This is a genomic window from Mucilaginibacter sp. dw_454 (assembly GCF_018449775.1).
Lineage (GTDB): Bacteria > Bacteroidota > Bacteroidia > Sphingobacteriales > Sphingobacteriaceae > Mucilaginibacter.
Genome location: NZ_JAAVVB010000001.1, coordinates 1,228,288 through 1,251,813, shown reverse-complemented (window position 1 = coordinate 1,251,813; position 23,526 = coordinate 1,228,288). Strand labels below are relative to the sequence as shown.

Annotated in this window: 14 protein-coding genes; 9 read left to right on the top strand and 5 right to left on the bottom strand. The window is 44.6% G+C overall.

Going from position 1 to position 23,526, the window contains the following annotated elements:
* Positions 1 to 35: 35 nt before the first annotated feature.
* The gene (locus tag HB679_RS05625) at positions 36 to 1,328 is read left to right on the top strand and encodes a glycoside hydrolase family 71/99-like protein (protein WP_214070951.1); all 1,293 of its coding nucleotides are present in this window, start codon (positions 36 to 38) and stop codon (positions 1,326 to 1,328) included.
* Positions 1,329 to 1,339: 11 nt separating this feature from the next.
* On the top strand, positions 1,340 to 2,116 hold the full coding sequence (locus HB679_RS05620) for a ThuA domain-containing protein (RefSeq protein WP_214070950.1): 777 nt from the start codon (positions 1,340 to 1,342) through the stop codon (positions 2,114 to 2,116).
* Positions 2,117 to 2,297: 181 nt separating this feature from the next.
* Here HB679_RS05620 and HB679_RS05615 read toward each other — a convergent pair whose 3' ends face one another.
* Together HB679_RS05615 and HB679_RS05610 are read right to left on the bottom strand one after the other, a co-directional pair.
* On the bottom strand, positions 2,298 to 4,538 hold the full coding sequence (locus HB679_RS05615) for a GH92 family glycosyl hydrolase (protein ID WP_214070949.1): 2,241 nt from the start codon (positions 4,536 to 4,538) through the stop codon (positions 2,298 to 2,300).
* A 4-nt stretch (positions 4,539 to 4,542) separates the two neighbouring features.
* Positions 4,543 to 6,750, bottom strand: coding sequence for a GH92 family glycosyl hydrolase (locus HB679_RS05610; RefSeq protein ID WP_214070948.1), 2,208 nt, complete (start codon positions 6,748 to 6,750; stop codon positions 4,543 to 4,545).
* 362 nt (positions 6,751 to 7,112) lie between these two features.
* Here HB679_RS05610 and HB679_RS05605 point away from each other — a divergent pair, with 362 nt between their 5' ends.
* The 6 genes from HB679_RS05605 to HB679_RS05580 are packed head-to-tail and all read left to right on the top strand — an operon-like array spanning position 7,113 to position 16,308.
* Positions 7,113 to 8,303: a glycoside hydrolase family 172 protein gene (locus tag HB679_RS05605; protein WP_214070947.1), complete on the top strand. Its 1,191-nt coding sequence runs from the start codon at positions 7,113 to 7,115 to the stop codon at positions 8,301 to 8,303.
* A 25-nt stretch (positions 8,304 to 8,328) separates the two neighbouring features.
* Positions 8,329 to 10,908, top strand: a complete 2,580-nt coding sequence (locus HB679_RS05600; protein ID WP_214070946.1) for a GH116 family glycosyl hydrolase — start codon at positions 8,329 to 8,331, stop codon at positions 10,906 to 10,908.
* A 16-nt stretch (positions 10,909 to 10,924) separates the two neighbouring features.
* Positions 10,925 to 12,508, top strand: a complete 1,584-nt coding sequence (locus tag HB679_RS05595; protein ID WP_214070945.1) for an aldehyde dehydrogenase (NADP(+)) — start codon at positions 10,925 to 10,927, stop codon at positions 12,506 to 12,508.
* A 9-nt stretch (positions 12,509 to 12,517) separates the two neighbouring features.
* A complete protein-coding gene (locus HB679_RS05590) occupies positions 12,518 to 14,176 on the top strand; it encodes an altronate dehydratase family protein (RefSeq protein WP_214071254.1) in 1,659 nt (552 codons plus the stop codon).
* Between the two features lie 15 nt (positions 14,177 to 14,191).
* Entirely contained in the window at positions 14,192 to 15,025 is an 834-nt protein-coding gene (locus HB679_RS05585) for a fumarylacetoacetate hydrolase family protein (RefSeq protein WP_214070944.1), read from the top strand.
* Positions 15,026 to 15,060: 35 nt separating this feature from the next.
* Entirely contained in the window at positions 15,061 to 16,308 is a 1,248-nt protein-coding gene (locus tag HB679_RS05580; protein WP_214070943.1) for a DUF6786 family protein, read from the top strand.
* Between the two features lie 12 nt (positions 16,309 to 16,320).
* Here the strand turns inward: HB679_RS05580 and HB679_RS05575 are convergent, their stop codons facing one another.
* Both HB679_RS05575 and HB679_RS05570 read right to left on the bottom strand, forming a co-directional pair.
* Positions 16,321 to 17,199: an AraC family transcriptional regulator gene (locus HB679_RS05575; RefSeq protein WP_214070942.1), complete on the bottom strand. Its 879-nt coding sequence runs from the start codon at positions 17,197 to 17,199 to the stop codon at positions 16,321 to 16,323.
* Between the two features lie 12 nt (positions 17,200 to 17,211).
* On the bottom strand, positions 17,212 to 19,098 hold the full coding sequence (locus HB679_RS05570) for a beta-L-arabinofuranosidase domain-containing protein (protein WP_214070941.1): 1,887 nt from the start codon (positions 19,096 to 19,098) through the stop codon (positions 17,212 to 17,214).
* Between the two features lie 117 nt (positions 19,099 to 19,215).
* Between HB679_RS05570 and HB679_RS05565 the strand changes: the two genes are divergently transcribed.
* On the top strand, positions 19,216 to 20,247 hold the full coding sequence (locus HB679_RS05565) for an arabinan endo-1,5-alpha-L-arabinosidase (RefSeq protein ID WP_214070940.1): 1,032 nt from the start codon (positions 19,216 to 19,218) through the stop codon (positions 20,245 to 20,247).
* Positions 20,248 to 20,621: 374 nt separating this feature from the next.
* Here the strand turns inward: HB679_RS05565 and HB679_RS05560 are convergent, their stop codons facing one another.
* The gene (locus HB679_RS05560; protein ID WP_214070939.1) at positions 20,622 to 23,339 is read right to left on the bottom strand and encodes a PQQ-dependent sugar dehydrogenase; all 2,718 of its coding nucleotides are present in this window, start codon (positions 23,337 to 23,339) and stop codon (positions 20,622 to 20,624) included.
* Positions 23,340 to 23,526 lie beyond the last annotated feature (187 nt).

Genomic DNA, 23,526 nt, shown 5'->3' with positions numbered 1-23,526 from the left:
TTTGATTTGTGCAATCGATTACCAAATAAACCGAAATGAAATGTAAATTACTCGCATTGTGCTTGTTAGTACTTGCTGCTGTAAATAGCTATGGCCAAAACAAACACAGTAAAACGACCTTATACCCTTCTTATAAAGGTTTAATCATGGCGGGCTACCAGGGATGGTTCAGGGCCGCCGGTGATGGCAGTAATCAAAAAAACTATGTTTATGGTACTGACGGCAATTCGGGCATAGACATGTGGCCTGATGTAACCGAGTATGAAAAGACCTACGATACACCGTTTAAATTAGCTAACGGACAAGCTGCCAAATTTTTCAGCTCAGCAGATAAAAGTACTGTCGATCTGCATTTTAAATGGATGCAGCAATATGGTGTAGATGGTGTATTTGTGCAGCGTTTTTTTGGCAATGCTAAAAAAGAAAATCATACGCCAAATGGTACGGTGGTAATTCGTAACGCATTCGAGGCCGCATCAAAATACAAACGCGCCATAGCTGTGATGTACGATCTGTCTGGATTGGCAGCATCGGGCGAAGATTGCTCGGCTATTATTGAAGATTGGAAATACCTGGTTGATGAATTAAAAGTAACTAACCAGGAAGGTGCAAAAACTTACCTGCACGAAAATGGCAAACCTGTGATTGCTATTTGGGGTGTTGGATTTCCTGATCGTCCCTATAACACGCGTAACATTGGTTTAGAACGCCTAATTGATTTCCTGAAAAATGATCCGGTTTATGGCGGCTGTGCCGTGATGTTGGGCGTACCTAATTCATGGCGCACCTTGCGTGCCGATTGTTTACCTGACCCATACCTGCATGATATTATTAAGCAATGCGATATTGTGCTGCCATGGAGCGTGCAACGTTATTCGCCGCTGTTGCATAACGATATGGATCGCTATCGCGACGACATAATTGATGATATGAAATGGTGCCGCGAAAATAATGTTGAATATGTGCCTTGTGTTTATCCTGGCTTTAGCTGGCATAATTTAAGCCGACGCGAATTTCCTGATGATGTTAAACCCGTAGGTTCCATTCCCCGCGAGGGCGGACGCTTTTATTGGCAGATGTTATCTACCGCAATGAAAGCGGGCGCGCAAATGATCTACGTGGCTATGTTTGATGAAGTTAACGAGGGAACTGCTATATTTAAGGTAACCGATAATCCGCCGGTAACAGCGCCAGGTTCTCAAACTCAATTTGTAAATTTAGATGGTAAGCCATCTGACCTATATTTGAAGCTAACCGGCGAAGCCTCGAAGATGTTGCGCAAGGAAAAGCCTCTGGTTTTTAAAACTCCTCAATTTGACACCAATTAAAATCTATAAATATGAAAGTAAGATCAATGAATTTTAAAAGTGTTTTTAATGCGATTGGCCTGTTGGCTATTTGCATTTTGCTGAATACCACCACCGCGTTAGCCAAACCTAAACCAAAGATCCTGGTGTTTAGTAAAACAAAGGGTTTTCACCATTCATCTATAGCTGTGGGCAATACCGCGATTATAAAGTTAGGTGCCGAAAATAATTTCGATATGGATACCACCACCGATGCCTCAAAGTTCACTTTAGATAACCTGAAGCAATACTCGGCTATTGTTTTCCTGAGCACCACAGGTTTGAGTAACCAGTTATTTACCGAAGACCAAAAAACTGCCCTCATGAAATATATGGAGCAGGGTGGGGGCTACATGGGCATTCATGCTGCTACTGATTGCTGTTACGACTGGCAATGGTATGGAAATATGTCTGGCGCTTACTTTAAGGGGCATCCTGCACAACAGGATGCTGTTATAGATGTGGTTGATGCTTCAACCATTGCTACCAGTTTTTTACCAAAAGAATGGAAACGCAAAGACGAGTGGTATTCGTTTAAATGGATGGCTACTGATTTGCATGTAATATTAAAGATTGACGAAAGCAGTTATCAACAACCTAATCTGCAAATGGGCGATCACCCGATGGCATGGTACCATACTTATGATGGCGGCCGGGCTTTCTACACCGAACTGGGCCATACCGACGAATCATATGCTGATCCACTGTATTTGAAGCATATTCTGGGTGGGATACAGTATGCAGCGGGTATTAAGAAAATTAATAAATAAGGTAATTGGGTCTTTTTACTCCGTTACGTCATTGCGAGCGTAGCGTGGCAATCTCTTTAAAAGCGACAATAATCGCTTTGCCAGAGATCGTCACGCTCGTACCTAGCTCACGATGACGAGGTGAGGAACACCCCAGAACCGTATGTAGAGACGCAATATTTTGCGTCTCTTTTTGCATATGCTATTTATAATTGGACGGATCAACATCAATAGCCGACGGAGGCGCATCCTGAACCCTGGCACCCCAGGCCTTGTTAGGGCGATCACCCATTTGCAGAACCAAGGTGCCGCCGTTTAACAGGTCAGTATGTTTAAACCAGGGTTTATCCAGTATCTTTCCATTTAATGTGGCTTTTTGGATGTACACGTTGGTTTTAGAATTGTTAACGGCTTTAATAGTAAATGTTTTCCCTGAAGGCAGCTTGATGCTTGTTTGATTAAAGCTAGGGCTGCCGATATTATAGACCGGGATGCCTGGTGTAACCGGGAAGAATCCCATCATAGACAAAACAACAAGGGATGTAGTGCCGCCGCCATCCTCATCACCGGGAATGCCGAATACGTTATCCGGGTACCAGGTATCCATTAACATACGGATGCGTTTCTGCGTTTTCCAGGGAGCGCCAAGGTAGTTGTACAGGTAGGGGATATGATAGCTCGGCTCGTTACCCATCACAAACTGCCCCACCAAGCCAGAAGCATCCGGCTGATTCAGCCAGAACAGGAACTTAGGCAAGCTGAGATCTTCTCTAAAAAGCTGATCGAGTTTGGCTTCCGCTTTAGGGCGCCCACCCATCTTTTCAAACAAACCTTTCAGATCATGCTTAGGTGTCCAGTTATAGGTGTATGAGTTGTTTTCGGTTACATACTCGCGACCCAGTAGTTTGGTGTTGTACGGATAGATCCAGTTACCTTCTTTATCCTTTGGCCAAACGAACCCCTCTTTTGCATTATAAACATTGGCATAATTGCCGGCACGTTTCAAAAACAAAGCTTTATCCTGCGGGTAACCAGCCGGCGTAGCCAGTTGCGCTATCTCCCAATCACATATACTCCATTCTAAAGTTATTGAGACGCCCTCATTGCCACGGCCCTCCCACCATTTATCCATATCTACGCCGTCTTTGCTGCCGCGCTCTTCGGGATGCGTGGAGTAGAGGTAGCCATGGGTATTATAAAACGAATCAATAGCGGTTGCCGGGCCATTTCTCCAAGGCAGCAGTGTGCCCTGCAAAGAGTTCTTCTTCAAACCTTCATAAGCGGTCTTTACATCAAAGCGCAAACCTTTGCTCCAGGCATCGGCCATCCATGAGGCTGCGTGGTTACCGGTCATGGCAGGCCAGTCGCCCGTTGCCAGCGCAAAAGCCGGCATCCAGCCGCTTTGTTGGTACATGGTGATGTAGGAGTTGATCTTCTGTGTCTCTTTCTTAGGGTCGAGAATAGTATGTAGCGGCTCGTCGGCTATATACATGTCCCAAATCCAGTTATCTACAAAGAACGGCTCTTTGCTTTGGTGAATCTTGTGGTCGTACGCGCTGTAGTACTGTCCGTATTCATTGATATCCACCATACGTTCGTAGGTACGGTAAAACGAGGTGTAGAACGTCCGCTTTTGCGCTGTGGTGCCGCCCTGTACGCTGATCTGATTGAGCTTCTGGTTCCAGATAGTTTTCGCTTTCTCTTTGACAAGGTTAAAATCCCAGTCAGGTATTTCTGTGTAAAGGTTGGCTTTAGCATGTTCAATGCTGATGTAAGAAATGGCATATTTAAACTTTACCGCCTTGCTGTCAAATTTAGCCAGCAGATGTTTCTTCTCGCTATCATTCTGATAAATGATCTTGCTGATATCCTGATTGGCTTCCGCGTAAAAATAAGCCTTAAAGCCAGATATGTCCTCGGTACCGGTAATCACTCTTTTGTCTTGTTGCTCAACCACGCCCGAGCCACCGTTTAAGCCTATCCGCAGGTAATTATTCTCATCGCCGCTAAACGTAGCTTGGAAGAACCCGCTTTTGGCCGATGTTGTAAATTCTAATACCGTTCCATTATCTTCTTCTTCAGCCTGGTAATAATAGGGCGTTGATTTTTCTGAAGCAATGGTAAAACGTTTACTCCAAAAGCTATCATCGGGTTTACCCTTTAAAGGCAGAAACGAAAATGCATACTCTGTACGATGGGACACCACGCAAAGTGGGAAGAACATGATCTGGTCGTCTAGTTGATCTTGCTTGAACGGGAAGATTCGCAGCATAGAGTTAGGCAGATGCACGGTTTGCCGCGTAGGCTGTAATACAATGCCCGAACCACCGATGGTTGGATCAACATAATCTAAAGGAGATAATGAACTTACTTTCTTTTGCTGCGCGATGGCGCTCATCGACAGAAATAAAATGGCAGATGCTGCTAGTAGATACTTCTTCATCATCTTACCATTTATTATTTAAGTAAAGCGAGTTACCATCACTTGGCGGGGTGTCGTCAGCGGCGGCTCCCCAACTTTTGTTAGGACGGCTGCCCATTTTGAAATTGATGGTTGCGCCGTTAACCAGATCAGTGTGGGTAAACCACGGCTTATTCAATACTGCTCCATTCAGTGTTGCGCTTAGGATATACTTATTATCAGCCGAACTATTTGCCGCGTTAATGGTAAATACTTTGCCATTCGGCAGGTTGATGGTCACCTTAGTAAAAACAGGGCTGCCCACATTATAAACCGGGATACCTGCCGTAACCGGAAAGAAGCCCATCATAGAAAACACCACGAAAGAGGTCATGCCGCCACCGTCTTCATCGCCGGGAATGCCAAATAGGTTGTCGGTATACCAGGTATTCAGTAACATACGGATGCGTTTCTGGGTTTTCCATGGTGCACCCATGTAATTATAAAGGTAGGGGATATGGAAGCTAGGCTCGTTACCCATCACAAATTGTCCAACCAAGCCTGAAGCATCCGGCTGCGTTTTCCAGAAAATGAATTTGGCTGTGCCTAAATCCTCACGGAATAGCTGGTCAAGTTTGGCCTCGGCTTGTTTGGTGCCACCCATTAAGTTAAATAAGCCTTTAAAATCGTGCTTAACCACCCAGTTATAGGTATAGGCATTGTTTTCGGTAAAAAACTCTCGACCGGCAGATTTTGGGTCCATATTTTCTATCCACTTGCCATCTTTATCCTTGGCCCACATAAAGCCTTTGTCTTTCCTGAAAACGTTTTGATAGTTCTTTGATCGCGATAGGAAAAGCTTTTCGTCGTCAGGCTTATTCAATTCAGCCGCCAGGCGACCTATGTTCCAGTCGCTATAACTATTCTCTAAAGTAACGGATACCGCCTGTCGCTTCTCCCAAACGTTCTCTACCTGTGGTACGGTTTCAGGCTCGCCATAATGCAGGCCGGGCATGTAGCCGTGTTTGTTATAAAATGAATCAAGTACGGTGGCCGGACCATTATTCCAGGGCAGGAGCGTAGCGTCAAGCGAATTTTTACGCAAACTTTCATAAGCGGTCTTCAAATCAAAATTACGCAGGCCTTTAAACCAGGCATCAGCCATCCATGAGGCGGCGTGGTTACCGGTCATGGCCGGCCAATCGCCAAATATTAATGCAAACGATGGCATCCAACCACTTTGTTGGTACATATCGATATATGAATTAATCTTGTCTTGCTCTTTGTCTGGGTCAAGTATCATATGCAGGGGACCCAAAGCAATATAAGTATCCCAGATCCAGTTGTCCACAAAAAATGGCCGGTTGCTTTGATGCACCTGGTGATCATAAGCGCTATAATATTTACCGTGCTCATTGATATCTACCATCCGCTCATAACAGCGATAAAGCGAGGTATAGAAAACGCGCTTTTGAGCTAAAGTGCCACCTTCAACATTAATTTGAGACATTACTTTGTTCCACTCATTATAAGCAGTAGTTTTTACCTTGTTAAAATCCCAGCCGGGAATTTCGGCATGCAAGTTTTCTTTGGCTTGTTCGATGCTGATGTAAGAAATAGCATATTTAAATCTAACATGCTGTGATACTTTAATGAGCACATTTTTGGTTTTGTTTATAGCTTCGGTCAGGTCGCCATCTGTCTCTGCATAGAAATAAGCTTTCATCCCTCTAAAAACTTCCGAACCAGTTAGTTTGCGCCTGTCGGCCAAAGTAATTTGTCCATCCTCATTCAAAATGCCCATGCGCAGATAATTGTCTGTACTCTTTTTGAAAGAGATTTTGAAAAAGCCGCTTTTCTCAGATGGCGTAAACTCTATTAAATTGCCTTCATCTCCCAATTCTGATTTATAGTAATATGGTGTAAGTGTTTCGTAGTTATATACTTGCTTCTTATCCCAAAGAGCATTTGGATTGCCTCCGCTTATTGGCATAAAACTGAATAAAGAAACCACGCGATGCGATGCTATGGTTAAAGGAAAATACGAGATCTGATCATCCAATGCATCATGCCTAACCGGGAATACCCTGATAAGTTGATTAGGTAACTGTACAGTAGGTCTGGTAGGCTCCAGTATCAATCCCACTCCGCCAATAGATGGATCGACGTAACTCAGGTTTGATTTTTTTTGCTGTGCGATCACACCTGTATTCAGCAATAATAAACAGGCAAAAACTGCTTTAAAGTTTTTCATCTGGTATTTTTTAATTTTAGGATAATTGGTAAGAGCTTGCCGCCCGGCAGACTTGATTTAAGATTAAGTCCGCCATAAATATAGAACAAAAATTATTATCTTGTATATACAACTTAAAGCTCGAGGGCTTATTCTTATTATTGAAGATACAATTAAATCTGTAAGCGTACATCTTTATTAACCAGTATTATGTTGTCTTTTTGGCGATGTTGAGTAATACTATTTGTAGGTGATTTATAACGTTACAAAACTCAAATGCCAATATTGTATCAAAATTGGCTATTTAAGGAGAGTTTTCTATCAGCCATTGTTCTTTCTTTGTATTAACATTATAAACCAATCTTATAATCCTTATTTAAACGATGAAAAAGTTACTTTTTATCCTGGCTGCCGCTTTGGTGGCGTTTAACTGCCGCGCACAGCAAGGCGAAAAATTTAATGGCCTGGATATGAACCTGGGCAATTTGTCAAAAGTATCAGACGCACAATCGCGCTCTATCAGTCCTGAAAATTTTACCGGCGAAAAAGGTAAAGGTGGCATGGCCGACCCTGAAAAAGATAAAGGCAAACGCAATGTGGCCAACGCGTCAGGCGCAGCCCGCGAATTGGGCCAGGGATGGAAAGTTAACCCATACATATTAATTAAACCAGGCGAAACCATCACAATTGCCGAAATGGAAGGCCCGGGTGCTATTCAACATATCTGGATGACACCAACCGGTAACTGGCGTTTGTCTATCGTACGTATTTATTGGGATGACGAAACTACGCCGTCTGTCGAAGCTCCGGTTGGTGCATTCTTTGGCATGGGTTGGAACCAGTATGCACCTATAAATTCGTTACCGGTGACAGTAAACCCAGGCAGCGCATTTAACTGCTATTGGAAAATGCCTTTCCGCAAAAAATGTAAAATTACTATGCAGAATATGGACGACCGCGAGATGAGCCTGTATTATTCTGTAAACTATACCTTAACTAAAGTTGGTGCTGACGAAGCTTACTTCCATGCTCAATTCAGAAAATCTACACCAAATGATCATTCTGTTTATACCATTTTAGATGGTGTAAAAGGCAAAGGTCAGTATGTAGGCGTTTACATGGGTTTTGATATCAATAACAACGGCTGGTGGGGCGAAGGCGAGATCAAGTTTTACCTGGATGGCGACTCTAAATTTGCGACTATAGTAGGTACAGGTACCGAGGATTATTTCTGTGGATCATACGATTTCGATACTCGTCGCCGCTTACCAACGAGCAACGAGGAGGTTAATTATACCGAATTTTCTACTGCGTACACAGGTTTACCGCAGGTAATCAGGGGCGATGGCCATTACAATATCAGGCAGCGTTTTGGCTTATATCGTTGGCACATCCAGGACCCTATTCGTTTTGACAAAGACTTGAAAGTTACTATCCAGGACCTGGGTTGGAAATCCGGCGGGAGATATTTACAACAGCACTCTGATATTATTTCGGTTGCGTTCTGGTATCAACAAGGTCCAAATGGAGAAATTCCGAAACTGCCATCAAAAGACGAGTTAGAGATCAACTAATCATCAACTCCAAAATTTAGCTGATATGAAAAACGGATCAGGTCGCCGCGGATTTCTAAGGAATTTAGGTGTTGGCGGGGCAGCGGCATTTTTGCCGATTGGCCGCTTGAAAGCCGCGGAGAAAACCTCGACAGAAGAAAAGTCCTTGCCCGTTGTTCTGCCAGGAAAACGTGCGTACAATACGCCCTATAACGGAATGCATTTAAATCGCGTAGCATTCCCGATTGGAGGTATAGGTGCTGGTATGTTCTGTTTGGAAGGTACAGGTGCTATATCGCACATGTCGGTACGTAATAATCCGGATGTGTTTAATGAGCCGGCGATGTTCGCGGCCATTAGTATTAAAGGGCTGGTTAACGGAGCCAAAGTTTTAGAGGCCAAAGTTCCTGCCTGGAAAAAATTTGGTAATCATGATGCCGGTTTAGGTGGTACTGGTGGTGCTACATGGGGATTGGCTCGTTTTGAGTCGGCTGAGTTTAACGCACGATTCCCATTTGCTGATATTACTTTGATTGATAAGGATATTCCTTTACACGTCGACATAAAAGGCTGGAGTCCTTTTGTTCCACCTGATGCGGACAGTGCGAGTTTACCTGTTGGCGGATTAGAATATCACTTTAAAAATAACAGTGGTAAAACGCAAGATTGTGTCTTCTCTTACAGCAGCCGCAACTTTATGGAGCAACCGGATACCAAAAACTCCATTAAATCTATAAAGAACGGTTTCGCGCTTTCAGCTGACGGCACCCAAAAAGATCCACAAAAACAGGGCGATTTTGCTATTTGCACCAATGACCCGGCAACACTTGTTGACCATTGTTGGTTCAGGGGAGGATGGTTCGATGGCTTGACGATGGCCTGGAAATCTATTCAAAACAGTGAGCTAAAAAACAATCCGCCGGTAGGCGCTAATGCACCGGGTGCATCGTTGTTTGTACCATTTAGCCTGAAGCCAGGGGAGGAGAAGACCATTCACTTGATGATGGCTTGGTATGTGCCCAATACCAAACTACGTATGGGCGAGGTTGACCCATCGGATAGAGCGCGGGTTGATGCCGATCCGCTTTTGCAATTCCATAAACCCTGGTATAGCAGCAAATTCAAAAATATTGAAGATGTAGCTGAATATTGGACTGATAATTACAGCGATCTCCGCAAAAAGACCAAACTATTCACGGATACATTCTATAAAAGCACCTTACCGCCAGAGGTTACCGAAGCAATTGCCGCAAACCTAACCATATTAAAATCGCCCACAGTAATGCGTCAGTATGATGGAAGGTTTTGGAACTGGGAGGGAACCGGCGATAACTGGGGAAGTTGCCATGGCTCATGCACCCACGTGTGGAACTACGCGCAGGCGGTTTCGCATTTGTTTCCGTCCTTAGAGCGCAGCTTGCGCGATACTGAATTTTATGAAAGTCAGAATGAAGAAGGACACCAGATGTTTCGCTCAAACCTACCCATAACCAAGGTGGTACACAACTTTCACGCAGCATCGGATGGGCAACTCGGCGGTATTATGAAAGTACATCGCGAATGGCGCATCAGTGGCGATACAGAATGGTTGAAGTCGATCTATCCGAAAGTACAAGCCAGCCTGGATTACTGTAGCAAAACCTGGGACCCGAAAGGAAACGGCGTTGTACAGGAACCACACCACAATACTTACGATATTGAGTTTTGGGGGCCAACAGGCTTTGCAACAAGTTTTTATTTAGGCGCACTAAACGCATTTATTACCATGAGTAAAGCTTTAGGTAAAGATGTGTCTGGATACGAGACGTTGTACGCGAAAGGTAAAAAGTACATGGAAAGCGAGCTGTACAACGGCGAGTATTTCCAACAAAAAATAGAATGGAAAGAGTTACAGGCTCCTGATCCCGCTAAAGCACAATCATATGCTACCGGGTATCAGCCAGAGGCTAAAATAATATTGGAGAAAGAAGGTCCTAAATATCAATATGGCACTGGTGTGTTATCTGACGGTGTAATGGGTGGATGGCTATCAAGAATGTGCGGTTTAGGTGATCCATTGGATCAGCAAAAAACCAGGAACCATTTAACATCCGTACATCGCTATAATTTTAAAACCAGTCTGCACGAACATTCCAATCCGCAGCGGCCTACTTATGCTATTGGCGATGAAGGCGGTTTACTGCTTTGTTCATGGCCAAAAGGCGGCATGCTTTCGTTGCCATTTGTATACAGCAACGAGGTATGGACTGGCATTGAGTACCAGGTTGCATCGCATTTAATGTTGATGGGCGAAGTTCAAAAAGGCCTGGATATTGTACGTGCTTGTCGTGATAGATACAATGGCGAAGTACGAAATCCATTTAATGAGTACGAATGCGGTCACTGGTACGCACGGGCTATGTCAAGTTATGGCATGATCGAGGGGCTTACCGGCGTACGCTATGACGCGATAGATAAGGAACTGCATATCGATTCACGGATTGGTGATTTTACGAGCTTTCTTTCAACAGCAACAGGTTTTGGTACGGTGACATTGAAAGCAGGTGTGCCGCGTTTGGATGTGGCTTATGGTAAAATCCCGGTGAATAAAGTCATTGTTTCGGGCATGACAAAAAACTTGGGATAATATCCCTTTAATACTTATGAAAATTACAGGAAAACAAATTATTGGATACTCAAATGCCGACGGTGCTACGGACAATTTTAAAAGTTCGATAGCGATGAAAGATAATTCAGGTCAGTACATGTTTAGTGAAGCGACAGCCGCTAATATAGATGAAGCTGCAAAGAAAGCTGATGCTGCATTCAGAACGTATAAATTACTGCCAGTTGCCGATAGAGTTAATTTCTTGGAGGCCATAGCTGCCGAGATCAATAACATCCGCGAAACGCTGGTGCCTGTCGCTATGCAGGAAACACACTTGCCCCAGCCACGTTTAAATGGCGAAATAGACAGAACTATAGGGCAGATTAACCTATTCGCGAACTTGTTAAAAGAAGGCTCATGGGTAAACGCGATAATTGATAAAGCAATGCCCGAACGCCAGCCTTTGCCGAAACCGCAGATTTGCCAGATGCAACGTCCTTTGGGGCCGGTCGCCGTTTTCGGTGCAAGTAATTTTCCATTCGCTTTCTCGGTTGCTGGTGGCGATACCATATCGGCTTTAGCAGCCGGATGTCCGGTGGTTTACAAAGCGCATTTTGGCCACCCGGTGACGTCAGAGCTGGTAGGCAACTGTATTATCGAGGCTGCAAAAAAAACAGGTATGCCTGATGGCGTTTTCTCCTTGATCCAAGGCAAAACAATTGAAAGTGGCCAGGCACTAGTTAAGCATCCGTTAATCAAGGCACTTGGTTTTACGGGATCATTACGCGGTGGCAGAGCTTTGTTCGATCTGGCTGCACAACGGCCGGAACCGATCCCAGTTTATGCCGAAATGGGTAGTGTAAACCCCGTGTTTTTATTGCCTGGAAAACTGAACGAAGACCCGGAAAGCTTAGCCAAATCTTTGGTGGCGTCTAACACGTTAGGCGTAGGACAATTCTGTACCAATCCCGGTATTATTTTAATGGTTAAAAGTGAGAGCGCAGATAAATTCTTAACGCAATATGCTGAATCATTATCTGGCGCGAATGGCGGTTTAATGCTAACCGATGCTATCTACGGTGCCTATTGTAAGAGTATCACTGAATTAGAATCCTTTCCATCGCTAAAATTATTGGGTAAAGGAATAGCTGATGCCAATCAGGCCACACCGCAGGCATTTACAGTTTCCGGTACTGATTTTCTAAAAGATCAATCCTTGTTTGAAGAACATTTTGGCCCGATGGCTCTGCTTGTAATAGCCGATAATGTCCTGCAATTATTAACCATAGCAGGGAATATTCCGGGTCAACTGACTACTAGTGTTTGGGCCAACGCCAACGACGTATCGGCTCACAAAGAATTATTTGATATCCTGGAGGAAAAAGTCGGCCGCGTGATGATCAACAATGTCCCAACAGGGGTAGAAGTTACGCACGCTATGCAACACGGCGGGCCTTATCCGGCAACCACCGACAGCCGTACCACGTCTGTCGGGTCACAGGCTATTTATCGTTTTGTTAGGCCGGTGAGTTATCAGAATTTTCCGCAAGAATTACTACCGCCGGAGTTACAGAATGGTAATCCATTGAATATTTGGCGTAAGGTAGACGGGCAATTGACTAAAGAGGTACTAGCTTAAATTTTAATGATGCAAACTACAACTTTAAAAATACATCCTAAAGATAATATCGAAGTGGCGTTGGTTGATTTGAAGGCCGGGGACATGATATTATCAGAAGATAAGCAGATTGCTTTGCTAGGTGATGTAGCCGCTAAACATAAATTTGCACTGCAGGATCTTAACCCGGGCGATGATGTGTTAATGTATGGTGTATTGGTAGGTAGAGCCGTATTGCCGATAACAACCGGCGAACCGGTAACTACCCAAAATATAAAACATGCCTCGGGCGACTACGAACTACGCGAGCGCAAGACGGACTGGCTGATGCCTGATCTGTCTGCCTGGAAGGACCGTACTTTTATGGGCTACCATCGTGCTGATGGTTCGGTTGGCGTAGCCAATCACTGGTTGGTGATTCCATTGGTTTTTTGCGAGAACAGGAATGTACAGGTTATACAAGATGCTTTTGCGAAGGAATTAGGTTATCAAACGGATACTTCGCCGGAGCGTGACCATATAAAACAATTGGTAGAATTATACCGATCAGGAAAAAATGCGGATGAAATTTTGGCCGCGGATCTGAACGGTGTTGCTAGTTTGAAAGCTAAAGATCAAAAGTTGTTTTCCAATGTTGATGGCATCAAATTTCTGAATCATTCTTTGGGCTGCGCAGGGATAAAAGAAGATACGCGCGGACTATGCGGTTTATTAGCCGGATACATTACGCATGCTAATGTGGCCGGCGCTACCGTGCTAAGCCTTGGTTGCCAAAATGCGCAGATCGACATGTTGAAAGAAGAAATCTATAAACGTGATCCTTCTTTCTCCAAGCCGTTGTACCTGTTAGAGCAACAACAAATAGGGAGTGAAACCGAATTGCTGAATCAGGCTATTAAAAAGACGTTTACAGGCTTAATCGAAGCCAACAAAAATACCCGTAAATCAGCACCGCTAAGTAAGCTTTGTGTAGGATTGGAATGTGGCGGCTCGGATGGTTTTTCGGGGATCTCAGCTAATCCATCATTGGGCCATGTGTCTGATATTATAGTAGGACTGGGCGGATCGGTAATTCTTTCTGAGTTTCCTGAATTATGTGGTGTTGAGCAAGAATTAAGTGATCGATGTATTGACGATGAAACAGCAGGCAGATTTATCCACCTGATGCGTTCTTACTATGATAAAGCTAAGGCTTTGGGTTCAGGCTTTGATTCAAATCCGTCTGCAGGCAATGTGCGCGATGGTTTGATAACGGACGCGATTAAATCAGCAGGTGCAGCAAAAAAAGGTGGTACATCGCCAGTGGCAGATGTGTTGGATTATCCCGAAAAGGTTAGAAAACCGGGCTTAACACTATTGTGTACGCCGGGCAGTGATGTGGAATCGACCACTGCCGAAGTTGGCTCGGGTGCAACCATCGTGGTATTTACTACGGGATTAGGAACGCCTACCGGTAATCCTATTACGCCGGTTGTTAAGGTATCTACTAATACTAAACTATACAACAAAATGACCGATATCATCGATATAGACGCTGGTACTGTGATTAGTGGCGATGAAAGTATAAATGAGGCTGGCGAGCGCATTTTGGAACATATTATCCGTGTAGCCAGCGGCGAAGAAAAGGCTAAGGCAGTAACGGGCGGTCACGACGATTTTATACCATGGAAAAGAGGTATTTCTCTTTAAAATAAACCAATACGCATGAAACTATACAAAACAACAAAAGGGATTTTTTTACAAAACGACGGATCAGTTTATAAATTGGATTACCAATGGGATGAACTGATTAACCGCGACGGACTGTATACGTTTTTGGCCGCAGTATATCATTTGGCCACAAAAGTTACCAATGCTAATTGGCAGGATGGTTTATTGCCGCCGATAGAAAACCAGGAGATTTGGGCAGCAGGAGTAACCTACCTGCAAAGCCGCGATGCAAGGGTAGAAGAGTCTCAATCATCAGGTGGGTCTGATCTATACAAGCGAGTTTATGATGCTGAGCGCCCGGAAATCTTTTTTAAGTCAACAGCGGCGCGTACGGTTGGTCATGGTCAATTGATCAGTATTCGTAAAGATTCAACCTGGAACGTGCCAGAGCCGGAGCTTACACTTTTCATTAACAGCAACGGCGATATTCAGGGTTATACTGTTGGTAACGATATGAGCTCACGCAGTATTGAAGGCGAGAATGCCCTTTATCTGCCGCAGGCGAAAACTTATGATAAAAGCGCAGGTATTGGGCCATGTTTAACTGTAATGGCTACAGCAATAAGCAAGGAGACAATTATAAGTATTACTATAAAGCGTGATGATGTGACGGTTTATTCAGACAATACGCCATTGTCAAGAATGAAGCGTTCGCTCGAAGAATTAGCCGGCTTTCTGTTCAGAGAGTTGAGTTTCCCTAACGGCGCTTTCCTCATGACGGGTACATGCCTGGTGCCACCTAATGATTTTACATTGGCTCCGGGCGATGTTGTTGAGATAACTATCGATGGTATCGGGACTTTGAGCAACACGGTCGCCTATAATTAATTGCCAAATTTTAATAATCACCATATAAATCAAAAATGATGAGCAGTATTTTGAAATTGAACCATGCAGTAATCGCCGTTGTTGCACTTTTAGCGTCTTGTCAGTCAAACACAAAAAAAGAAACCGCAAGCAGCGACACTACGGCTAAATACGCCAAAGGAACTTACGGCTATGATCTTGATTTCCTGAAAAAGAACGATAGTGTAATAGTGTTAAAAAGTGCAGATGGAGCGGCGCAAATTATAGTTTCGGCAAAATACCAGGCCAAGGTATTTACGTCGACTGCCGATGGTTTGAATGGACGCAGCTTTGGTTGGATCAACTACAAAACCTTTAAAGCAGATACCGATTCTCACATGAACGCTTACGGCAGCGAAAACCGTTTATGGTTGGGCCCCGAGGGTGGTAAATTTTCCTTATTCTTTAAACCCGGTGCCAAGATGGCTTTCCCGGATTGGCATACACCTAAAGCTTTTGATACCGAAAGTTGGAAAGTGGTATCTGCCAATGATAAAAAGGTGGCTATGAGTAAGGATATGGATCTGTTGAACTATGCAGGTACCCAGCTGAAAATTAAAGTCGACCGTGATATTACTCTGCTGGATAATGCAGCTATTGAAAGTGCTTTAGGCATCAAACTAGCACCCGAAACAAAAGCGGTAGGTTTCCAGGCGGATAATACGCTAACTAATACCAGCAAAATAGAGTGGACACAAACAACCGGCGCACCATGTATGTGGAATCTGGACATGTTTACACCATCGCCTAAAGTGGTGATCATTATTCCTTACAACAACGCCAAAACCGAGAAGGTAGCAACCACAGATTACTTCGGGCAGATACCTGCGGATAGAATAGTCTACAAAAACAATGTGTTGTTTTTTAAAGCTGATGGCAAATCGCGCGGTAAATTGGGTATCACACCAAAAAGGGCCATGCCCGTTATTGGTAGCTATGATGCTACTAACAATGTACTAACCATCGCTAAATTTGATATAGACAATAACGGGCTGTTCCTGAACCAGGAATGGCGTACAGACCGTGCCCCGTTAAGTGGTGATGCCGTGAATGCTTATAATGATGGTCCGCTTGCTGATGGTACCCAGATGGGGCCGTTTTATGAAATTGAGAGTGTGTCGCCAGCGGCATTTCTAAAACCGGGCGGTAAGTTACAGCATCAACACAAAGTATTCCATTTTACCGGTGATAAAGTGGCTTTGAATTCAATTGCACTAAAAGTGTTAGGTGTAACATTAGCCGATGTAGAATCTGTGTTTAAATAACACAGATTCTATTTACAAATGCATAACGTGCACTGTATACGATTTGGCGTACTGTAATGGTGTGATTTTTAATAGTGATTTGAATTGCCTGTTAAAGTTGGAGAGGTTATTGAATCCGCATTCATAACAGATCTGCGATACTGATTTTTGATTCTCTATGAGCAATTTACAGGCATAGCCTATTCGGATCTCCAGTAAGAATTGCCAGTAGGTTTTAAGTGTGCGCGTTTTAAAATAACGACAAAAGGAGTTGGGGCTTAGGCTCGCGGCTTCGGCAGCTTCTTTGATAGAGATGTTGTTTTTGAAGTTATTGAAGGTATAAGTGTAGATCAGGTTGATCTTGTCTGTGGTGGTGAGATCATATGTTTTGTTAAAACCGGGAGTTGCCAGAAGCGTGTATTCGCCGCTGCGGCTAACCACGTCTAATATCCCCAGCAAAAACTCAATACGTTTAGGGCCGGTTACGTACAGGTTGTCTTCCATAGCTTTGATCACATAATCGCGGGTGATGCCTGTTATCTGAATACCACGTTTGGATAGATCGAGCATCTCTTTAATTAATCGTAATTCAGGCAATTGCATGAATCCCACTCCCCAGAAATCATCCCTGAAGTGTATGGCTATGGCTTCAATATTCAGTGTCGGGATGTTCTTAAAGTAGATAGAATCGCTGCGCCACATGTGAGGTAAATTTGAACCGAGCAGAATCAGATCCCCGTCTTCAAATGGAGCCATGCTGTCGCCAACCAGCCTGATGCCTGTACCCTTCCGGATATAGGTAAGCTCAATTTCAGGGTGATAATGCCAGTGATTGTACAAGAAAGGATAAATGTCTTCCCTTATGCTAAACGAGTTATTACCACTGTCAACTTTCCTTAATATCGGTTTCATATGAACAATTGTTTAGTTACCATCCGGATGAAACAGTTGCGGCCACCACACTGCATAAAATGAATGCTGTGTTCCGTTGCCGGCCGATGCATAGTCACATAAAGTAATATCGACAGGTCCCTTTGGCACTTCAGTATATGACTCAGGAATGAACCTGGCTTTGCACAACAGCAGGATGTCATCGTTGGTATTATCAGGTAAGTTGGTAAGATCAATATATCCGTTCTTGTCGGCCACCGGCCTTAAAACAGCAGTTAGTGCTGTGCTTTCAAAACGAGTATCCCGAGCTAAAACCAACGGCCCCCGTACAATAGCAGCACTTTGGAAGGAAGTGCCTGTTTGAACTACACGGCCACGCATATCCACCTCTAAAGTGATCTTGTCGCCGGTTTTCCAGGTACGCTTGATTTTAGCGTATGAGCCTGGCTGCAACCCATTTATCTCGGTACCGTTTACAATGAGTTTGCTTTTAGCGCTCCAGGCAGGGATACGGGTACTGATAGTCATATCTTCCGGCTTTGGCAGGTTAATATCGATATTAACTACGCCTGTTTTTGGATAGTCGGTATGTTGTGTCAAAGTAACGGCTTGTCCTTTAGGCGATGTTAACTTATAGCTACCATCAGCAAAATAATTGACTTGTAAGCCGCCTGCCGTTTCCATTGCCATAAACAACGGGATAGCGAACAAACCTCGCGGGCCGCTGGCTATGCAGCAATTTAGTCCCATACCACATTGCTCGCTGCCAGGCAAGCGCTCACCATTAAGCGGCGTGTATTTGGCCCACTCGGCACCATGTTGGCTCATTGATCCTAATAGCGCGTTATAGTAAGTGCGTTCGGCTTCGTCGGCGTATTTGGCTTCGCCGGTAAGACGGAGCAGTTGTTGGGTGAGTTTGAGCCAGGTTATCGTAACACAGGTTTCCTGGAAATGGTTGATTGGCGTGTTCTCCAACGCTTTGCCGCCAAACCACATTTCGGTAGATGCACCTGAGCCTACAATATCTATTTCGGTTCTTTTAATGTTGGCCCAGGTGTCTTCAACTGCATGCTTATAAGTTTCGTTACCTGTGATGCGGTATAGCTCCAGCAAACCTTCATAGCACGACATCATTTCATATGCCTTTTGTCCCTGCTCCGGGCTGTACCAATTTTTAGGCTTTGGGAAGCGCTGAGCCACGTTGATATTAGCCTTACTAATCAAATGCGGACCTTCGGGCGTTTCCCATTGACGGACGATCTCCTGTGCGAAGTCCAGATACTTCTTATTACCCGTATGATTATACAGCAAGCAGATCGGCTCTAGCACCGATGATGCAGCCATTCCCCTATAATTACCTTTGGTTACGATGATGCCGTCCTTCTTATTGAGGTCGTCGATCAGGTTATCAGCTATCCGGCTGGCGGCTGTGAGGCTCTTTTTGTCTTTGGTGAGGTCGTAGTAAGCTAACAGACCCAGCATGCAGTACTTGCGTCCCCAGATATCCCAGCCCTCAAGGCGATGTTCGGCAGCGTAGTTGCCTATGTAGCCATCAGATGTTTGCGTAGCCAGCAGACCCGCGACCGCATGATTCATCGTTGCCTTTAACCTGGGATCGGGATTGTATTTATAGGCCAATGCAAGCGAAGTAAACCACTTGCCCCAAAACTCGCTTTGCCATAGGGTGGTTTCGGTGCGGTTCTCCAGCTTGAAGGGTGCTATGAGTCGGTCTACATCCTGGGCCAGCAGGCGATTATCTATATCTTCGCTTAGTTTAGTAGCCAGGAATCCGTTTAGATGCACCGATTCGGCGGGCGAAAGCGCGTCTGTAATAGCAGGTTTTACAACCTGTCCGAAGCTGTTGAAACTAAAGCATAGCCAACACCATATCGCACCAAATAATACCTTTGACCTGTACATAGCTAATTATTGATTGGTTAACTTAGGTAATGCAAATATTACCGCTAAATTTATCATTATTATAGATAATGAGCTAATTTAAGTCAATATTTGGTAGCCAATTAATCAACCCAAACTATGAAAGGTACACTATTTATCATCCTATTGCTGGCTTGCTGCTTATCAGTGTATGCCCAGCAGCCGGCAGATAATAACCATATTCGCGGTCGCTTTCAGGTAGGCGATGTTACTACCGACCCCGGCGTGCACGACCCTGTAATGGCTAAAGAAGGCGATACCTATTACGTTTACTATACCGGTGGTGGCATACAGGTTTGGGCATCGAAGGATATGAAGACCTGGACTAAGCTACCCTCCGTCTTCTCGGTAGCGCCGGCCTGGGTGGCGCAGCGGCTGCCAAGCTTTAAAGGATTGGGCTTCTGGGCGCCAGACCTGAGCTTTCATAACGGCCAGTGGTATCTGTACTATGCTACTTCCATATTTGGCAAGAACACCTCGGTGATAGGCATTGCCACCAACAAGACCCTCGACCCCAAATCTAAAGACTATAAATGGGTGGATGGCGGCATGGTCATACAATCGGTAACCGGGCGTGATGACTGGAACGCCATAGACCCCAATCTGGCTATTGACGAGAATGGTACTGCATGGCTGGTCTTTGGTTCGCACTGGGACGGTTTGAAGCTGGTTAGGCTAAACCCCGATCTGAAGACTATTGCCGAACCACAAGAGTGGCACACTATAGCCAGCCGACCGCGTGATTACAAATACACGGACGCTGAAGCGGGAAACGGTGAGATAGAGGCGCCATTCATATTCAAGAAAGGCGACTATTACTACCTCTTTGCTTCATGGGATGCCTGTTGCTCGGGGATACATAGCACTTATAACATTAGGATCGGCCGCTCAAAGAAGATAACCGGGCCATACCTGGATAAGGACGGCGTGGACATGGCAAAGGGTGGCGGCAGCCTGGTTTTGGGCGGCGATACGGGAGTTAACAAAACCTTCTATGCCCGGGGGCATAACTCGGTAGAGACATTTGATGGTGTGGATTACATGGCGTACCATGCCTATACAACCACCTACGAACGACTGGAAATTAACCAACTCGACTGGGTAGATGGCTGGCCGGTAGTGAAAAAATAGGCTCTTTGGCAGTCTGTGTTTTGTTTCACGTGTGTGTGCAACAGATGAAACAAGTGAAACAATATATTTAGATAAAATATTGATATTTAAATAGTTGTAATTTTTTAGTGAAACAGAATGAAACAGTAAAAATGACTTTTAGGTCTTTTTTTGTTTCACATACTCGCTCAAACTTACACACACTCCGCCACGTCATCCTGAGCGTAGCGTGAGGATATCTATACAAGCGATCCGGAGATCGTCACGCTCGTACCTCGCTCACGATGACGTGGCGGGGAGAACGGCACACTTATTCCTCATCAGCTGATTATTTTAACATAAAACGCCGTTAAAAACATTTAACGGCGTTTTATTTCTATAATAAGCTATTAATTCTATTTTACTTTTTCAAAGTTAACCCAAGCTACGCCGATATCGCCTTTGGCCGTGCGCGACGATTTGACGAATACAAAGTATAAGTCATGCTTGCCTTGCGGTGCACTTATTGGGGTGCTTTGTGCTACGTAGCTTTTTGGATCGGCAGTTGGCGTAAAGTCGAAGGTGCTGATCAACGCACCGTCGGCCGAGTCTGCATGAACTTCAATTTTACCCTCCAGCCCTTTTGAGCGATAATAATAGGTCAATTGACCGATATCTTTCAGGTCAGCGTCTTTTAACATAAAGTAAGCATTGTTTTGCGATGCAAAAACGCCATTGTCCACATGTTCAATATTGTCGAATTTATCGGCAGTTTGCGTTAATACTTTAGCCGGGCGAAGTACTATCGACTCGGTAGTGGTCAACGGTGTAATAGCGCCGCCTTTATCGGTGTACGATGCAGTCAGGATATATCTGCCGCCATCATGGTTAGCCACGTGATCTTTCAATGCTACGTTGCCTACGGTAGGTAACGAGGTTTCGGCTTTAACGTCGCTCAACGTTAGAATGTATTTTACGATTTCAGAAGCATCGTCTTTGCTCAATTGCGGGTGCGCACTCATGGCATGTTCGCCCCAATTGCCATTACCGCCTTTAATGATTTTGTTTGATAGCTTATCTACCGCATCCTTGTCGTCTTTATAACGTTTTGCCACATCAACAAACGCAGGCCCCAATACTTTAGTATTAACTGCGTGACAGGCTTTACAATCGCTTTTAGCCATTAAAGATTTACCATAGTTATATGTAGGGGCGATGTGTTGGTGACCCATCAGATTCTGGCCATTCTCCACACGGGCTATATAGTTCAAATTAACTTTCGCACGTTTCAGGTCTATCACTTTGTCCTCGCGATCTTTAATTGCTACGTTATAGTCCAGCGTTTGCTCGCCGGGGAAGAAGAAACTGCTGTTTTCTGTGGTCGTAATAGCAACATCCGGTAAGGTATTGCCTACTTTAATGATCTTGCTATCGGTCGAGCTGGTACCTGCAGCATCGGTAACTTTTAAAGTGATCTTATAAACACCATTCTTGCGGAACGTGTAAACCGGTTTTTCGGCAGTCGAGAATACGGTTTTGCCGTTTAAGATCCATTTGTAACGCAGTTTATCGCCCGAATCATAATCAAAACTTTTCTGATCAAGCGCAACTTTATAAGGGATCAAACCAATGGTATCCTGTGTGGCTATCTTAGCTACGGGCGGTCGGTTTCCTCCATTATAATCTACACGCACCAGGCGGGCATCCGGGTTATCCAGTCCGTAGGCCGAACCATACTCTAATACATAGAAGGAGCCATCCGGTCCAAATTTCATATCAATTGGTCTGCGGAAATCGCCATTGCTTTCCATCAACTGGTCCAGGTTTTTAAAACTCAGATCATCATTCATACGCACACCGAAGATCCAGCTGCGCATATAATCGCCCACAAATAAAACTTTGTCATAATAAGCGGGGAACTTTGTTTTTGATTGCAAAGCCGGGTTGTAATGATAAACCGGGCCGCCAATGATACAGCGTCCGCCTTTACCCAATTCAGGAAATTCGGGCGAAGTATCGTAAGGAAACCAAACCAAAGCTTTTTGTGCCGGAGGCAAAATATTTAAGCCGGTGTTGTTTGGCGATGCATTTTCGGGTGCGTTAACGTCATACAGATCGCCGACTACTTTGGTAGTGAAATCGTATTTATTGTAGGGTTTATTGTCGCCCACAAAATAGGGCCAGCCATAGTTACCGGCTTTTTTGGCCTGGTTAATTTCGTCATAGCCACGCGGACCCTGTTTGCCATTATCGCCGGCATCCGGGCCAACTTCGCCCCAATAAAGGGTAGAGGTGGCTTTGTCTACCGAGATTCGGTATGGATTGCGGCAACCCATTACAAAAATTTCGGGACGGGTTTGAGCTGTTCCTTTCGGAAATAAATTACCCGCCGGAATGGTGTAAGTACCATTGGCTTCAGGGTGGATGCGCAACACTTTACCGCGAAGATCATTGGTGTTACCTGCCGAGCGCTCTGCGTCAAAGGTCTGGCGGTTTGCACGACGATCAATAGGGGCATAGCCTTCCGACTCGAACGGAACGGTGTTGTCGCCTGTTGACAGGTATAAATTTTTGTTTTTATCCCAATCTATACCACCGCCAGAGTGTGCGCTGACCTCGGCATCTAACGGAACATCCAGCAAATCTTTTTCAGACTCCAGGTTAAGTACATTGGTTTTGCTGATGGTAAAACGCGAAAGCCGGTTAACCAAACCATCGCCTTTAGCAGTTGAGTAATAAAAATAGATATAGCTGTTGGTGGAAAAATCAGGATCAATGGTCATACCCAGCATTCCCTGTAAAATCTTGTCTACCGCCTTAACATCAAACTTGCGCACTAATGTGGTTTGTTTGTTTGACGGGGTGTAAACGTAAAAATTACCCGCGCGCTCCACAAAGAATACCCGGCCATCCTGTGCCACGGCCAGTTCCATTGGCTCGTTCAAATCGTTAGACAGGATGGTTTTTACAAAGCGATTATCTTCCGGCTTTTTCAAAGCTGCGACGCTGGTTCTCGTCGTCTTTTTGTTGGCCGGCTTGCCGGGATGAACAGTATCAAAGGCAAATAGTCCTGCCGAAACGGAAGCTGCTAAACAAGCGGTAATTGCCGCTTTAAAGTATTTTACATTACGCATGAAAGATTTCTTTTTAGGTTGAACAGATCAACTTAGGTTATTATTTACAAGTCTAACATTTTAGCTGTTAACATGCTATTAAAGTTTGCGTAATATTTTCAACACAGGCAGGGTGGGGGCTGTCGTGTGGTTTGCGCGGCGAAGACTCACCCGGTCTACGCTTCGCTGGACCACCCTCTCTTCCGCA

Coding starts and splice junctions, on each gene's coding strand:
- HB679_RS05610 (WP_214070948.1), bottom strand. CDS start 6,750: ATGAAAAACTTTAAAGCAGTTTTTGCCTGTTTATTATTGCTGAATACA.
- HB679_RS05565 (WP_214070940.1), top strand. CDS start 19,216: ATGAAAGGTACACTATTTATCATCCTATTGCTGGCTTGCTGCTTATCA.
- HB679_RS05580 (WP_214070943.1), top strand. CDS start 15,061: ATGATGAGCAGTATTTTGAAATTGAACCATGCAGTAATCGCCGTTGTT.
- HB679_RS05590 (WP_214071254.1), top strand. CDS start 12,518: ATGCAAACTACAACTTTAAAAATACATCCTAAAGATAATATCGAAGTG.
- HB679_RS05600 (WP_214070946.1), top strand. CDS start 8,329: ATGAAAAACGGATCAGGTCGCCGCGGATTTCTAAGGAATTTAGGTGTT.
- HB679_RS05595 (WP_214070945.1), top strand. CDS start 10,925: ATGAAAATTACAGGAAAACAAATTATTGGATACTCAAATGCCGACGGT.
- HB679_RS05625 (WP_214070951.1), top strand. CDS start 36: ATGAAATGTAAATTACTCGCATTGTGCTTGTTAGTACTTGCTGCTGTA.
- HB679_RS05605 (WP_214070947.1), top strand. CDS start 7,113: ATGAAAAAGTTACTTTTTATCCTGGCTGCCGCTTTGGTGGCGTTTAAC.
- HB679_RS05560 (WP_214070939.1), bottom strand. CDS start 23,339: ATGCGTAATGTAAAATACTTTAAAGCGGCAATTACCGCTTGTTTAGCA.
- HB679_RS05615 (WP_214070949.1), bottom strand. CDS start 4,538: ATGAAGAAGTATCTACTAGCAGCATCTGCCATTTTATTTCTGTCGATG.
- HB679_RS05575 (WP_214070942.1), bottom strand. CDS start 17,199: ATGAAACCGATATTAAGGAAAGTTGACAGTGGTAATAACTCGTTTAGC.
- HB679_RS05570 (WP_214070941.1), bottom strand. CDS start 19,098: ATGTACAGGTCAAAGGTATTATTTGGTGCGATATGGTGTTGGCTATGC.
- HB679_RS05620 (WP_214070950.1), top strand. CDS start 1,340: ATGAAAGTAAGATCAATGAATTTTAAAAGTGTTTTTAATGCGATTGGC.
- HB679_RS05585 (WP_214070944.1), top strand. CDS start 14,192: ATGAAACTATACAAAACAACAAAAGGGATTTTTTTACAAAACGACGGA.